Origin of the sequence: Gelidibacter japonicus (assembly GCF_010725055.1) — a bacterium.
Lineage (GTDB): Bacteria > Bacteroidota > Bacteroidia > Flavobacteriales > Flavobacteriaceae > Gelidibacter > Gelidibacter japonicus.
The window spans coordinates 1-14,302 of the sequence record NZ_BJKB01000019.1 but is presented as its reverse complement, the minus strand read 5'-3'; the positions used below and the strand labels follow the sequence as shown (position 1 = coordinate 14,302).

General features: G+C 36.3%; 14 protein-coding genes and 1 pseudogene. 10 read left to right on the top strand and 5 right to left on the bottom strand.

Annotation, left to right across the window (positions count from 1 at the left end; genetic code table 11):
* Window positions 1-200 precede the first annotated feature (200 nt).
* Genes G6N06_RS16470 through G6N06_RS16460 form a run of 3 tightly spaced genes read left to right on the top strand, consistent with a single transcriptional unit; the run spans window position 201 to window position 4,868 of the window.
* Window positions 201-2,186 (top strand): ATP-binding protein, encoded by a 1,986-nt coding sequence (locus tag G6N06_RS16470; RefSeq protein ID WP_163517882.1) that lies wholly within the window; start codon window positions 201-203, stop codon window positions 2,184-2,186.
* A 50-nt stretch (window positions 2,187-2,236) separates the two neighbouring features.
* Window positions 2,237-4,162 carry a tetratricopeptide repeat-containing sensor histidine kinase gene (locus tag G6N06_RS16465; RefSeq protein WP_163517881.1) on the top strand — a complete coding sequence of 642 codons (1,926 nt, stop codon included), beginning with the start codon at window positions 2,237-2,239 and terminating at the stop codon, window positions 4,160-4,162.
* Between the two features lie 55 nt (window positions 4,163-4,217).
* Window positions 4,218-4,868, top strand: a complete 651-nt coding sequence (locus tag G6N06_RS16460) for a response regulator (protein ID WP_163517880.1) — start codon at window positions 4,218-4,220, stop codon at window positions 4,866-4,868.
* Window positions 4,869-5,039: 171 nt separating this feature from the next.
* On the opposite strand, the gene coaD is transcribed toward G6N06_RS16460, so the two are convergent.
* Window positions 5,040-5,495 (bottom strand): pantetheine-phosphate adenylyltransferase, encoded by a 456-nt coding sequence (gene coaD / locus G6N06_RS16455; protein WP_163517879.1) that lies wholly within the window; start codon window positions 5,493-5,495, stop codon window positions 5,040-5,042.
* Window positions 5,496-5,616: 121 nt separating this feature from the next.
* Window positions 5,617-6,597 carry a D-alanine--D-alanine ligase gene (locus G6N06_RS16450; RefSeq protein ID WP_163517878.1) on the bottom strand — a complete coding sequence of 327 codons (981 nt, stop codon included), beginning with the start codon at window positions 6,595-6,597 and terminating at the stop codon, window positions 5,617-5,619.
* A gap of 281 nt (window positions 6,598-6,878) precedes the next feature.
* Between G6N06_RS16450 and G6N06_RS16445 the strand changes: the two genes are divergently transcribed.
* The 4 genes from G6N06_RS16445 to yaaA all read left to right on the top strand — a co-directional run bounded on the left by G6N06_RS16445 (window position 6,879) and on the right by yaaA (window position 10,231).
* Window positions 6,879-7,445, top strand: coding sequence for a PASTA domain-containing protein (locus G6N06_RS16445; protein ID WP_163517877.1), 567 nt, complete (start codon window positions 6,879-6,881; stop codon window positions 7,443-7,445).
* Window positions 7,442-8,491 (top strand): RluA family pseudouridine synthase, encoded by a 1,050-nt coding sequence (locus G6N06_RS16440; protein ID WP_163517876.1) that lies wholly within the window; start codon window positions 7,442-7,444, stop codon window positions 8,489-8,491. The genes G6N06_RS16445 and G6N06_RS16440 overlap by 4 nt, the downstream gene beginning before the upstream one ends.
* Before the next feature lie 303 nt (window positions 8,492-8,794).
* Window positions 8,795-9,319 carry a hypothetical protein gene (locus G6N06_RS16435; protein ID WP_163517875.1) on the top strand — a complete coding sequence of 175 codons (525 nt, stop codon included), beginning with the start codon at window positions 8,795-8,797 and terminating at the stop codon, window positions 9,317-9,319.
* A 153-nt stretch (window positions 9,320-9,472) separates the two neighbouring features.
* The gene (yaaA, locus tag G6N06_RS16430) at window positions 9,473-10,231 is read left to right on the top strand and encodes a peroxide stress protein YaaA (RefSeq protein WP_163517874.1); all 759 of its coding nucleotides are present in this window, start codon (window positions 9,473-9,475) and stop codon (window positions 10,229-10,231) included.
* Window positions 10,232-10,264: 33 nt separating this feature from the next.
* Here yaaA and G6N06_RS16425 read toward each other — a convergent pair whose 3' ends face one another.
* On the bottom strand, window positions 10,265-10,396 hold the full coding sequence (locus G6N06_RS16425; RefSeq protein WP_163517873.1) for a 30S ribosomal protein THX: 132 nt from the start codon (window positions 10,394-10,396) through the stop codon (window positions 10,265-10,267).
* Window positions 10,397-10,497: 101 nt separating this feature from the next.
* Here G6N06_RS16425 and G6N06_RS16420 point away from each other — a divergent pair, with 101 nt between their 5' ends.
* From G6N06_RS16420 to G6N06_RS20220, 3 genes and pseudogenes are all read left to right on the top strand, one after another.
* Window positions 10,498-11,220, top strand: coding sequence for a TRAFs-binding domain-containing protein (locus tag G6N06_RS16420; protein ID WP_163517872.1), 723 nt, complete (start codon window positions 10,498-10,500; stop codon window positions 11,218-11,220).
* Complete coding sequence (locus tag G6N06_RS16415) at window positions 11,221-11,931, top strand: uracil-DNA glycosylase family protein (protein WP_163517871.1); 711 nt, start codon at window positions 11,221-11,223, stop codon at window positions 11,929-11,931.
* Window positions 11,932-12,041: 110 nt separating this feature from the next.
* A pseudogene (locus tag G6N06_RS20220) lies at window positions 12,042-12,733 on the top strand (TspO-related membrane protein).
* A gap of 206 nt (window positions 12,734-12,939) precedes the next feature.
* Here the strand turns inward: G6N06_RS20220 and G6N06_RS16405 are convergent.
* A complete protein-coding gene (locus G6N06_RS16405) occupies window positions 12,940-13,242 on the bottom strand; it encodes a hypothetical protein (protein WP_163517870.1) in 303 nt (100 codons plus the stop codon).
* Window positions 13,243-13,342: 100 nt separating this feature from the next.
* Entirely contained in the window at window positions 13,343-14,092 is a 750-nt protein-coding gene (locus G6N06_RS16400) for a DUF3471 domain-containing protein (protein WP_163517869.1), read from the bottom strand.
* Window positions 14,093-14,302: the final 210 nt, after the last annotated feature.

Genomic DNA, 14,302 nt, shown 5'->3' with positions numbered 1-14,302 from the left:
AATTTGAGGATTAAGCGTGATTATTAACCAATTACGCTTAATCTTTTTTAATTGCTTTTTGTCGAAAAAATCCAACTACACTAACATTTAGAGTTATATTGGTCATGCTATTAATCAGTTTTCTTAAAAAGGCGTCAGTTATTTCCATCGTTGAAAAATGTGGTTTGTTACTGATGCTTTTTTTATTTCAAATGCTTAACATGAGACAGGTACTTTTGATTCTGATATTCTTTTGTACCGTATCCTCCCATGGCCAAAATAATGGTCAAAATTCTACAATAGCTTTAACCAAAGCAGATTCCCTTCAAATAATAAAATTTCAAAACCGTCTAAAATCTGCGAATGATAAAGAAAAACTTGAACTCTATTATAATTTGGCTTCTCTTTATCTTTCTAAAAATGATTCTGTAGCAACGATATATACTGAATTACTCCTCCAAAATGCAACAGCCATTAACCATGCTCAATCTAAAGGAAGAGCCCTGTTTTTAAAAGGAAAGATTATTTCACCATCATCATCTCTAAGAGCTTTGGATTACTTCCAAGAGGCGACGGCGATTTTAGAAGACTCTGAAGATCGGTCTTTAAAAGACGTTTATTTCGAGCAATCTCAAATTCATAATTTGTTTTCGGAGTTTCCAGAAGCATTGGATTATGGTTTCAAATCCTTGGAGTTTAACAAAATAAACGACATTGAGGAAAATATTTTAAGAGACATGTCCTTCATTGGGTACATCTATGATCGCATGTACGAATTTGAGGAATCGATAAACTGGAATAGACAAGCTTTAAAAATTGCCAAACGGATTGGAAACGAAAAAGGAGAAGCACACTGTTATGGGCGTATTGGAATAGCTTATGATGAATTGGCGGAAAAAGATAATTTTAATAAGCGACTGTTTGACAGTGCTTTGTATTATAATAAAAAAGCAGCAAGATTAAGCGAGAGTATTAATGACCTTGCATTTTCAAGGACGACTTATTCTAATATTGGCAACACCTACTCCAAGCTAAAAGACTATAAAAGAGCGGAAGAATATACTTTGAAATCTCTCGCAGTACCCGGATTTGAATCAAGAAAAGGGGTGACTTTGGTCAATTTGGGTAAAATCTATTTAGAGACCAAACGCTTCATTGAGGCGAAAAAGATTTTAGATAGCGCCATGCAGAACACTTTAAAATACGGAACACGAAAATACCAATTGGAGGCGTATTATAGGTTTCATGAGTTAGATGTGAAAAAAGGCGATTATAAAAGCGCATTGAATAATTATATAGAATATAAATCGATAGAAGACTCCCTCCTAAATGAAACTAAGACTCGTCAGATTGCTGAAATGGGCGAGCGTTACAAAACGGCTGATAAAGAGCGGCAAATTCTAATTCACCGTGCAGATTTGGCAGAACGTGATTTGATTATCCAAAAACGAAACGCCCAACTTTTTGGTATTATAGGTTTCGCTGTGATCTTGATCTTTATTGGTTATTTGTTTTACAATCAGCAGAAATTGAGGAATCAACAATTGGAGAAGGAAAGTGAGTTGAAAGACGCTTTATTGAAAATTGAGACTCAAAACCGACTCCAAGAGCAACGTCTCAGAATCAGTAGGGATCTACATGACAATATTGGTGCACAATTAGCTTTTATTATATCATCAATCGATAATTTGAAATATGGTTTTAAAATTACGGACCAAAAACTTAACGACAAACTAACGAGTATCAGCGATTTCACTACTGAAACCATTTATGAATTGCGCGATACCATTTGGGCAATGAATAAAACTGAAATTACTTTTGAAGACTTGCAATCTCGACTTTCAAATTATATTGATAAAGCACATGTCTTTGAAGGAAAAATCAATTTTACATTTCAGGTTGACAAAGATGTAGATATTAAAAGGAAATTCAATTCGATGGAAGGGGTTAATATCCATCGAGTCATTCAGGAAGCCATTCACAACAGTATTAAACACTCCAACTCAAAAACGATTAAAGTTAAGGTAGAAAATTTCTTAGAGCATTTGAAATTTACAATCTCAGACGATGGCCAAGGGTTTGACAGCACTAATGTGGAAAAGGGAAACGGTCTGTTGAATATGCAAAAAAGGATTCATGAAATTGGTGGTAAGTTTGAAGTTGAATCCTATATAAATAGGGGGACTAAGGTGAGTTTTGTCATTTAGAACTTAATGGTATTCAAAACGAAAATAAAATCAAAATCAGTACTTTAACAATGACAATACGTATAAAGGCCTTGAAAATATTTGTTTGCTTCTTGTTGTTTGGTTTTATCACTCAAGGTTTTTCTCAGGAAAATGCCGAAAAGCTAAACGATTCGGCTATGGCATTATACAAACAAGATCCTCAAAAAGCGCTGCTCATTTTGCAAATTGCTCTTGATGTCGCTCAAAAAAACAAGCAGAAATCAATAGTAGCCCTCTCAAAAAATAATTTAGGAATCGTTTACCGGGATTTAGGCCAATTTCAAAAGGCGAAAGCCTTATCGGAAGAGGGGTTGGCAGATGCAAGAGACGAGCTTGCTTTGGCCTCGGCCTATAATAATATTGGCGCAAGCAACCGTAGTTTGGGCAATTATGAAGAAGCCCTTATTGCGTACTTAAAGGCCTTAGATATATATGAAAAAGAAAATGCCGTGATTGAGCAGGCCACTGTAACCAATAATATTGGAATGGTATATAGTTATTTGGGAATGAATTCTAAAGCAATCGAAAATCATTTGAAAGCCATAACTATATTTGAAAAGAAAAACGACCAAAAAGGAATGTCAGATGCTTATAACAACATTGCCATTCTGTATGCTAATGATGGCAAATTGGATAAAGCCCTTAACTACTTTAAAAATTCATTAGCGATTGAAATTTCCCTCAAAAGCCAAAAGGGAATAGCCGAGTCTGTCAACAATGTTGGGGCCGTTTTCTACTATATGCAGGAGATTGATTCGGCAATGGCATATTTTAATCAATCTGCGAGTATAGAAAAGACAATTGGAAATCTGGCAGGTGTTGGTGCGAGCTATAATAATATGGCTCAAATTTTATTGGAAAATGATCGTGTTGATGATGCGAAAATCTATATTGACAGTGCTTATCATTATGCCAATATATCCAAAGCCGCGGTGGATATTGAAACTGCTTTAAATATGTACTCCCAATATTACGAAGCCAAAAATGATACAAAAACTGCCCTTTACTATTTTAAAAATTATGCCAATTTAAAAGATAGCCTTCTCAATATTGAAACCAATAGTAAAGTAGCAAAATTGGAAATTGAATATCAAACCGAGAAAAAGGAAAAGGAGATTCTTTCCCAACGTGCTGATTTAGCTGAAAAGGAACTCGATTTGAGTAAAAAGAACAGCTATATTGTTGGGCTTCTTGGCTTAGCAGTAGTATTGACCCTAATAGGGCTGTTGCTTTACAATCAACAGAAGCTTAAAAATCATCAACTTCAGAAGGAAAATCAACTCAAGGATGCCTTGATTAAAATTGAAACCCAAAACAGATTGCAAGAACAACGCTTACGAATCAGCAGGGATTTGCATGACAATATTGGCGCACAATTGACCTTTATTATTTCGTCTTTGGACAATCTTAAATATGGCTTTCAATTACCTGATAAGTTGAGTGCCAAACTGAGGTTTATCAGCGAATTCACGACCACCACCATCTATGAGTTGCGGGATACTATTTGGGCCATGAATAAAAATGAAGTCTCATTGGAGGATTTGCGGATCCGTATTTCCAATTTTGTTGATAAAGCGAATACTACCTCAGAGAATGTGAGCTTTAGTTTTGAATCGGATGATGGACTGAATACTGGAATCATATTTTCTTCCGTTGACGGGATGAATATCTATCGCATTATTCAGGAGGCCATGAACAATGCCCTTAAATATGCCAACGCACAACACATTGCCATTAAAATTCAGTCGGACAGTCAACTATTAAAAATTTCAATATCAGATGATGGCAAAGGATTTGACTCGGAAACTGTACGGATGGGTAACGGCATAAACAATATGAATAAAAGAGCAAATGATATTGGAGCAGAAATCTCGATTGAATCAATTAATAACAAAGGAACCAAAGTCAATATAGTGTTGCCATTGCAGATCACAAATACGACGTTTGACGTATAGTAAAACCGTTAATAATTATCGAAATTTAGACTTTGGCCAATCAAAATAACTATATATGAACATCAAAATAGCTATAGCAGATGATAATTCATTTTTAATTTCTGCAGTTAAGGAGAAACTCTCTTTTTTTGAGGATTTGAATTTTAAGTTTTCAGCATTAAATGGGTCCGAATTGTTGACTAAGTTGGAAGATAATTCCAACCTCGATCTGATTTTGATGGACATTGAGATGCCGGTATTAAACGGAATCGAAACCACAGAGTTGGTCAAAAACAAATACCCTCACATTAAAATAATCATGCTGACCGTTTTTGACAATGACGAAAATATTTTTAACGCCATTAAAGCGGGAGCAGACGGCTATTTGTTGAAAGAAATCAATGCTAAAGACCTACACAGTGGTATTTTGGAAACCTTAAACGGCGGTGCGGCGATGAATCCATCCATAGCTTTAAAAACTTTGAAATTGCTCAGAAACCCTATCAATATAGAAAATAGAAAAGATCAAGAAGATATCCAGCTAACGTCGCGAGAAACTGAAGTCCTGGAACAATTAAGCAAGGGATTGAACTATAATAAAATCGCCGAAAACCTAATCCTTTCCACTGGAACGGTACGCAAACACATAGAAAATATTTACAAAAAACTGCAAGTGCACAACAAAATTGAAGCGGTTCAAAAAGCTAAGAGAAATAATTTAATTTGATGGATGGTAGGGGTAGAATGGAATCTACGGGAGATGATTCAGAATTCCACTTTTTAAGTTAAGAACAATGTCCTGCCCATCCGGCGGGCAACTTCAATTTCAATTTCGTCTGTTGAGCCTTTCAAAAATCTTTAAATAGAAAAAAACTTATTTTTGATGGGGTTTGTAATTTTATAAAACCCGAACACTATCCGGCACCAATACCGTATAATCTCCATTATTTCTGATGACATCCCTGACAATTGAAGAGGAAATATAGGATGTACTCGCAGCAGTCAGTAAAAAGACGGTTTCAATTTTTGAGAGCTTTCGGTTGGTATGTGCAATGGCCTTTTCAAATTCGAAATCGGCAGGATTGCGTAAGCCTCTCAAAATGAACTGTGCATCTATCTCTTTGCAAAAATCGATGGTCAAACCTTTATAGGTCATCACCTTCACCTTGGGTTGATCTTTAAAAGCCTCTTTAATGAATTTTAAGCGATCTTCTAAAGAGAACATGTACTTTTTGTCAGCGTTAATACCAATGGCAATCACCACTTCATCAAAGACTTTTAATCCGCGATTGATGATGTCAAAATGACCTAAAGTAAGCGGATCAAAAGACCCTGGGAATAGTGCGCGTTTCATCGATAAACCTTTATCGTTCCCTCGAACGAGGGAATCTCATTTTTAATTAGACCTAAATATACAATTCTTTTTTAGAAAGATTTAACAGAGTTGCCATTCCATCTATGTGAACATTACTTCTTCAAACATTCTTCAAACATTCTTCAATCGCATTTTCAAACAAATCCGCTAAACCAATACCGGCTGCAGCAGCTTGTTGGGGCAAAATGCTTGCCTTGGTCATTCCCGGAACAGTGTTGACCTCCAATAAATGTGGTTCACCATCCTTAAAGATAAATTCGCTGCGACTAAAGCCTTTCATTTTTAAGACCTCATACACTTTCTTGGCAACAGTCCTTACTTTTTCCTCTTGTATATCTGTCAATCTTGCAGGCGTAATTTCTTGCGACTGTCCCAAATACTTGGCCTGATAGTCAAAAAAGTCATTATTGCTCACAATTTCGGTAATGGGAAGTACGGTAACTTCACCTTTATATGTAATGACCCCAACAGATACTTCTGTGCCATCCAAAAAAGACTCGATGATTACTTCATCATCTTCTTTAAATGCAACTTCCAAGGCTTTGTTAAACTCCTCTTTTTTATAGACTTTACTTATCCCAAAACTGCTTCCAGCTTTATTGGCTTTCACAAAACAAGGCAAACCTACCTTGGCAATAATGGCATCTTCATCAATGCTATCACCTAAATTCACATAATAAGATTCTGCTGTTCTAATGCCATAAGGTTTTAGAGTACTCAAACAATCCCTCTTGTTAAAAGTAAGTGCCGCTTGGTACATATTGCAACTGGTCTGTGGGATGTCCAGTAATGCCAAATACCCTTGCATAAATCCATCTTCTCCTGGAGTGCCGTGTATGGCGTTGAATACACAGTCAAAATTGATCTTATGTCCATCAACTGAAATCGAAAAATCATTCCTGTCAACGGGATATTCGTTGTCATTGGTATCTACATAGACCCATTTTTCTTTAAAGATATGAATCCGAAATGGATTGTATTTGTTTGGATCAAGGGTTTCATAGACTACCTGTCCGCTTTTAAGGGAAATCTCGAATTCGCTCGAAAATCCTCCCATGATGATGGCAACGTTCTTTTTCATATTTATTTCCCGCGATGGTGAAAGCCATCGGGAGGGATTATTATTAGGGATTCTTATTTTAAGTTACTCTTTCTGCCACGAATGCATATATTCTTTTCTTGTGGTTCACAAAACTTTAAAGACAACTATTTTAAATTATGTAGTGAAACAGCAATATTTAGAAGTTATAAAAGTTATACATTCGTGAATTAATGGATGATATTCCAAAACAAAAATATCACAATAAAAGGAAAAGAAAAAACGGTTGGTTTTATATATCTTTGCCACTTATAACAATTTTCATGAGTCTAATAAAATTTTTAACGAGTAAAGCGTTTTTAAAACAGATTATTCTTGCCATTGTTGCAATAATAGTTCTGTCTTTTTTAATGTTGAAGTGGTTAGATTACCGTACCAACCATGGCAGTTTTGTGACGGTTCCGGATTTGGCGGGAAAATCTATTGAAACTGCAGGCATTTTATTGAAAGATAATCAGTTGACAATGGAAATTCAAGACTCTGCCAACTACAATCCTAATTATCCTAAATATTCAGTAATTGAACAGTATCCAAAAGCTGGCAGTCAGGTCAAAGAAGACCGAAAAATTTATTTGATTCTAAATCCGTCAGGCTACCGTAAAGTGGAAGTGCCTATTGTGGTTGGACGTACTTTCCGTCAGGCCAAACCAACATTAGAGGCCATTGGTTTTGAAGTGGGCAAAATATCGTACATTGACGATATTGGTAAAGATGAAGTACAATCCATCTCCTTTGAAGGCAAACCGGTCAATGCGGGTGATTTACTGCCGATGACCTCAAAGATAGATGTTGTTTTGGGGAATGGTAATAGAGGTATAGACGAAGAATGATAGAAAACACCCCAGATTTAGACGATCAAAATGATGATGAGCTTTATGAGCATTACGCTTTTACGGCAGAAAAGGGGCAGACCCCACTTCGTATTGATAAATACCTGATGAATTTCATCGAGAACGCCACCCGTAATAAAATTCAGGCAGCTGCAAAAAACGGTAGTATTTATGTTAATGACGTTCCTGTAAAATCCAATTATAAGGTCAAGCCTTTTGATAAGATACGTGTGCTTTTTGAGCATCCACCTTATGAATATTTGCTCACTCCAGAGGACATCCCACTGAATATTGTATTTGAAGATGATGATCTCCTTGTGATCAATAAGGAAGCAGGTATGGTCGTGCATCCTGGCCATGGGAATTATTCGGGTACGTTGATCAACGCCCTGACTTTTCATTTTGATAATCTGCCCAACAATTCCAGTAACAGGCCTGGTTTGGTGCATCGTATTGACAAGGATACCAGTGGACTGTTGGTCATTGCCAAGACCGAAGCGGCCATGGCCAATTTGTCAAAACAATTCTTCAATAAAACCAGTGAGCGCGAATATATTGCTCTGGTATGGGGCAATGTGGAGCAAGATGAGGGGACTATTGAAGGCAATATTGGCAGGCATCCTAAAAACAGGTTGCAAAACACCGTTTATTTAAATGATGATGAAGGCAAGGGCAAACCTGCTGTTACTCATTATAAGGTGATTGAACGTTTGGGCTACGTCACATTAGTGTCCTGTAAGTTGGAAACTGGCCGTACGCACCAAATCCGTGTGCACATGAAACATATTGGGCATACACTTTTTAATGATGCGCGTTATGGTGGCGATAAAATCTTAAAAGGGACGACCTTTTCAAAGTACAAACAGTTTGTTGACAATTGCTTTAAAATATTACCGCGCCAGGCACTTCACGCCAAAACTTTGGGCTTTGAACATCCTACCACAGGTAAGTTTATGAGTTTCGACTCAGATATCCCACAGGACATGCAAGACTGCATTGCCAAATGGCAGCATTACGCGAAGCATAAGGATATGGACATAGAATAATCAAATTCTTTACTGATTTATCTTATCAGCGAATGACATTCCAATGAATTTGAAAAGCTCGGGTTTTCACCATTCGTTTTCTCCCAAAACGATCCAGATGGGGAAATCAATCAGATCCTTTCAATTACAAAACTCTTCCGAGATCGTAATTTCATAATACCAATGGTTCAACACTCCTTTTGCGCAGTGAATCAGGTAGTTGCTATTTTATTTTGTATCTTTGTAGATTGGGATCTTACAGATATTTGACGCAACCAATTCAGTAAGTTTACATCTAACGAATAGATTATGGTATCAAAAGTTATGAAAAGTAAAATTTACCTCACTGTATTCTTGCTGATTGGAAGTTTAGTGATTTCTTGCTCATCTGATGATGATTTTAATTATCAGTATGACTTCGAAAAAAGCTATAGAGCTTGGCTGCATTTTAAGGATCTTTCTGCAGACTCTTATCAATACACGGTTCTTGGTAGTTCTTGGATAGGTTTTTCATGGGAAATCAAGATAACGATATCTAATGGAGAAGTTGTTGAGAGACATTTTAAGTATGTTGCTCCTGATGATTTAGGCGAAATTCCTGAGGAGGAGATAGAGTGGATTGAGAGTGGACAAGAAGTTGGAAGTCACCAAAATCAAGCTGCAGAGCCTTTAACTATGGATGAAATCTATGCTAAAGCTAAAAATGATTGGTTGATAAAAAGAAAAAATGCCAAGACCTACTTCGAAACTGGAAATAACGGATTGATTTCTACTTGTGGTTATGTCATTAACGGCTGTAAGGATGATTGTTTTATTGGACTCCACATTAAAAATATAAAAAGTTTATAGGTGTCATTTGCTTAATAAGTTTTTAAATACTGTTTTTGTGAAGGAATTATTGTTGTCGATCTCTATCGCTTAATTAATTGCGATTTGATTCGTAACTTTGCAGATTAAGAGCTTATTAATTCTAAAAACAACATCCATTTGGTTGGAGCAACTATGAAACTTGTATTATCGCCCGCAAAAAGCCTAGACTTTGAAACAGAATTACCTACAGATAAAGCCACGCATCCTGAATTTTTAAAGCAATCAGAGCGTCTTAATAAAGTCCTCAAAAAAAAATCAGTCAAGGCTTTAGCAGAGCTCATGGGAATTTCTAAAGACCTGAGCCAGCTTAATTTTGAGCGTAATCAAGACTGGCAAACTCCATTTACAGCAGCTAACGCAAGACCTGCTATTTATGCCTTTAGCGGTGATGTTTACAGAGGTTTGGAAGCCTACACCATTCCTAAAAATAAAATAGATAAGGTCCAGGATACCGTCCGCATCCTTTCTGGTTTGTATGGCATTTTGAAACCATTGGATTTGATACAGCCTTACCGTTTGGAAATGGGCACCAAATTAAGCATCGGAAAAAATAAGAATTTATACGAATTTTGGAAAGAAAACATTACAAAAGCTTTAAATGCCGAGTTGAAAGATGATGAGATATTCCTTAACTTAGCAAGTGTTGAATATTTTAAAGCCATAGACAAGAAAACCTTAAAAGTTCCAGTCGTGGATGTAGATTTCAAAGAATTGAAAAATGGAGAATATAAAACTATTGGGATTTATGCTAAATTAGCACGCGGCCTAATGACCCGCTATATTATAGATAATAATGCAGAGACTCTTGATGATGTCAAGGGCTTTGACAGGGAAAACTACAGATTTCATGAAAAATTATCTGTAGAAAATAAATTGGTTTTTACAAGATGACCAACGTGTGATAGAATAAAATTCAACCCCTACTTAAGGTTTAGATTTTTTCTCTAAATTGATTTTTTCAAGTGTGGTTGGTCTTTTCTTTATCCTAAGACGTTTCACGCCGTAAGAGCCACGTTGAATTTTTCCTCGTCTCGTTTTTTTATCGCCTTTTCCCATTGTTGTAAGAATTTATTGTAGTTAAAATGAAGTAATCCTGAAGGTACTCAATTTTTATATCTACAAACCGATACCTTCAGACTTTAAACATAATTTAACAGATGTATTTTTATTTTATTATTGCTTTTCAAGCCTTTTGTATTTATCATCTCTTCAAAAATAGAAAATCATTCTATTGGATCTTGGCAATTATTTTCTTGCCTTTGGTAGGTTGTCTGGCGTATTTGGTTACCCAGGTTTCCACAAAAGGCAATCCCGATAAAATACAGGACAATATAAAGAAAAGAATCAATCCTTCCAATAAAATAAAGGCTTTGGAAGAAAAACTCGACTTTGCTGACACCTATCTCAATAGGGTCAATCTTGCTGATGCCTACTTCGAATCAAACGATTATAATAAGGCTATTGAGCATTATAATGTGGCCTTGGCCGACAAGACCCAAAACGACTTCTTTGTTATAGAGCATTTGGTCAAATCCTATTACCATATCAAAGATTATGACCAGGTCATTTCTCTTAGTGAAGGATTGGAAAATCATAGAGAGTTTGAAAAATCGGAAGTTCCATTTCTGTACGGAATGGCATTAGCCGAAAAGGGGAGGACAGAGGAAGCAGAAAAACTCCTAAAACTCATTGATAGGCCTTATTCCAACTACAATGAGCGTGTAGCGTTTTCAAAATTGTTATTAAAAAGCAATAAGTTGAATGATGCCAAAGCGCTGCTGAAGGACCTCCAAGAAGAAATGCAAAACATGACAAAAATGAACCAAAGTATTTACAGGGACACCATACTAGAAGTTGAAAAATTGAATAGTGGCCTGTAAATGTTTTTTCATCAGCATCCATACCCACCTTTTATAAAAGAAGATACCACAAAACTGATTGTTGGAACTTTGCCACCACCGCGTTTTTCAGTTGGTGAACTGCTTGAAAAGGATGTCGATTTTTGTTATGGCAGTTATTTCAATTCACTTTGGCTGTTTATAGATAAAATTTATGATCTTAATTTAAGATATGATAATTCGGAAGAGGCTGTGGTACAGCGTAAAGATTTTCTGATTGCACATAAAATTGGAATCTGCGATATTGTTGAGAGTGCTGAACGTGAAAAGATGGACGCCTCAGATTTGGGCTTGACAAACATTCATTTGCGAAATTTAATTGGGTATCTACAAGATTATCCCAATATCGACACCTTGTTGTTTACAGGTGGCAATAGCAAAAACGGCCCTGAATATTTTTTCAGAAGACATTTGAAAACTTACGGATTGAAATTGAAAGTGGTGTCTGATGTGGTACCGCGCATCCACGAATTTGAACTTCCGGCCAAACTGACTACAGTTGAAGAGCCAGGTATCTCATCTCCAAAAAATCCAACACAACTCCGTACGATCAAAACAGTCTCCCTTACTTCAGGATCAGGGGCGGCGAATATTTCTATCAGCAGGATGCCGTTATACCAACATTTAAAAGCGAAAAACCCTGATTTTAATACCTTCGACTTCAGAGTGCTTCAGTATCGCGAGTTTATTTGAGTCAACACCATTCTTAATTGTGTTAATAAAATGCGTGTTGTTTTGTAAATTGAATCTTTCCTCAAGAATTGATATCAATTTAACCATTCGCAACATCTCAGAGCATTCCTATGAAAAGAATATTACAAATTAGCAATGGTATTGTGTTCGTTATCACCATTATCATCAATTATCTTTCCAATACGGGTACTATCAATAATACAACCATTGGTGAGGTTTCACGTAATTTAAACTCACTTTTTACACCGGCGGGATACGCTTTTGCCATTTGGGGATTTATATACTTGTTGCTTCTTGGGTGTTTTTCTGGCTTTATGGCTATACTGGTTTGTCCTGTGTCTTCATCTTTTTGTTATTGTTCTCTTTACTGAAAATTGTGATGAACAATGCGATGGAATTGTGGGATGCCCCAATTTCAGTAATCGTGTTTTTATGGTGGCCTTTTGTATTTTATAGCGGTTGGGTAACGGTAGCAAGTATTGCCAATGTATCTTCCTATTTAAAAAAAATAGAGTGGAGCGGTTTTGGCATGTCTGATGAGGCATGGACAATATTTATGATCATTATAGCCTTAATCATTAATTTAATTGTTACTTGGACGCGCAACATGCGCGAATTCGCGTTGGTTGGTGCATGGGCACTCATTGCCATTGCGGTTGCCAATTATAATTATGAAGTCATCATTTCTTATGTGGCTGGCGGTGCGGCCCTCGTGTTGATTCTAAGCAGTTTGACGCACGGGTTTATCAATAGAGCCACGAGCCCAATGGAGAAGTTAAATGAGTATTTCAATAAATCGTAGTAGACTAATCAAATACTTGTTCCTAATGGTTTTTTAAAATAAGAAAGTGTTCGTCTTTATTTTTATGAAGTTAAGGTAATTGTCAGCATTCTAAGTTGTGGTGGAAAAAACCATTAATGTATGGAGTGTTTTCTGTCTGTTCGATTTGATTATAGCATCTAAAAAGGCTGAAAGGCACAAGTAAAAAGATACATTTTCCTATAGATCTAAAATCCTTTTCCATAGAATTTGGAGATATCGAAATAGTAAATCACCTCGTCTCCATCTGAGTTTTTAAATCTTAATATATCATAAGGTTTGTTTTTATATTGAGATAAAGACTGCCCTAATAGTTGACATCCTTGACAAGCTTTTTTTGCATATTCGTATTCTTCAGCAACACTTTTAACGATTACTGCTTTTTCATAAGAGCTCCCGTCACGTTCAGAAACTGTTAGATCTTTTGTAGAAGAACAGGATGAAATGAATAGAGTGATAAGGATGAAGCTGAAAGTTATTATTTTTTTCATAGGATTTTTATTTCTTGACAATTTTGCTGCTTTCGTTGTTTTTTACCGACATTGTATAGAATAAAATTGTTCATTTTGATTTTCACAATGTGTAATCCTTTTATTTCTTCTTCGCCTTAAAGGTTCCGTTCGGTTGAATAAGGTTCATATCTGTAATGACGTTGTCAGTCTCCAAAAACTCAATTTTATACCCATCGGCTACTTTAAGTGAAAACTTATGTTTTTCGGTAGGTATCAGTTCATATTCTGGTTGGCCAGGTACAAAGAGATAAAGTACCGTCTGGTTTTTAATATAGATTTTTAAGGTGGTGCCCATCATATTGTAATCACCTACATACATTTCCAAATCTGCACTACTTACTTCAATGGTGTTTGGCGTACGTTTAAAGGCGATAGGTTCGAGGGCTGCTTCTGCTTTCATAGTTACATTTATAATCTCACCACCATCGCCAGTTGCAAAGTTGAATCGCATGGTCCCTGAATCGGTAGTATCGATGCCAGTTTTGGTCACTTCAAAGGGTTCAAACACATCATAATGATAATGTTTTAAATACAGTTTTTTACGTTTAAGGTTTGCAAATAGAGAGTCGTTTTCAACGGTAATATTAAAACTGCCGTAACCCGCATTTTCATATTTTCCGGTAATATCTTGCATGACGTGAGAAGGTTTTGTGTTTTTGACTTGTGTTGTTTCGCTGTCTTCAAGTTTCAGCTCTGCTTCCATTTTTTTTGCTTTTTCTTGATCTTCTACAAATCGTTTGGTCCAATCTGTGGTCTTTCCACCCAATAGTCGATCTGCTATCGTGTTTCTCACTAAGCTTGGTACTGAAGAGCCATTTTGATTTGCCAACACTACAATTCCTAATTGATCACTTGGAAAAAAGGCGACACTTGTTGAGAAGCCATCAATATTTCCACCGTGTTCTACTCGATGTGTGCTGTGAGTGAAGCAAAAGCTTCACGTAACTATTTATAAGATGGTGGATCCGACCCACCAGAATCTGCTTATAGGAGCTGGTTCTAAACCACTTTTCTAATGCATCCAAAGTAATTTGTTTGT

What these genes read in the sequence shown, in the direction of transcription:
- G6N06_RS16470 (WP_163517882.1), top strand. Translation starts at nt 201, where the DNA reads ATGAGACAGGTACTTTTGATTCTGATATTCTTTTGTACCGTATCCTCC.
- G6N06_RS16465 (WP_163517881.1), top strand. Translation starts at nt 2,237, where the DNA reads ATGACAATACGTATAAAGGCCTTGAAAATATTTGTTTGCTTCTTGTTG.
- G6N06_RS16460 (WP_163517880.1), top strand. Translation starts at nt 4,218, where the DNA reads ATGAACATCAAAATAGCTATAGCAGATGATAATTCATTTTTAATTTCT.
- coaD (WP_163517879.1), bottom strand. Translation starts at nt 5,495, where the DNA reads ATGAAACGCGCACTATTCCCAGGGTCTTTTGATCCGCTTACTTTAGGT.
- G6N06_RS16450 (WP_163517878.1), bottom strand. Translation starts at nt 6,597, where the DNA reads ATGAAAAAGAACGTTGCCATCATCATGGGAGGATTTTCGAGCGAATTC.
- G6N06_RS16445 (WP_163517877.1), top strand. Translation starts at nt 6,879, where the DNA reads ATGAGTCTAATAAAATTTTTAACGAGTAAAGCGTTTTTAAAACAGATT.
- G6N06_RS16440 (WP_163517876.1), top strand. Translation starts at nt 7,442, where the DNA reads ATGATAGAAAACACCCCAGATTTAGACGATCAAAATGATGATGAGCTT.
- G6N06_RS16435 (WP_163517875.1), top strand. Translation starts at nt 8,795, where the DNA reads ATGAAAAGTAAAATTTACCTCACTGTATTCTTGCTGATTGGAAGTTTA.
- yaaA (WP_163517874.1), top strand. Translation starts at nt 9,473, where the DNA reads ATGAAACTTGTATTATCGCCCGCAAAAAGCCTAGACTTTGAAACAGAA.
- G6N06_RS16425 (WP_163517873.1), bottom strand. Translation starts at nt 10,396, where the DNA reads ATGGGAAAAGGCGATAAAAAAACGAGACGAGGAAAAATTCAACGTGGC.
- G6N06_RS16420 (WP_163517872.1), top strand. Translation starts at nt 10,498, where the DNA reads ATGTATTTTTATTTTATTATTGCTTTTCAAGCCTTTTGTATTTATCAT.
- G6N06_RS16415 (WP_163517871.1), top strand. Translation starts at nt 11,221, where the DNA reads ATGTTTTTTCATCAGCATCCATACCCACCTTTTATAAAAGAAGATACC.
- G6N06_RS16405 (WP_163517870.1), bottom strand. Translation starts at nt 13,242, where the DNA reads ATGAAAAAAATAATAACTTTCAGCTTCATCCTTATCACTCTATTCATT.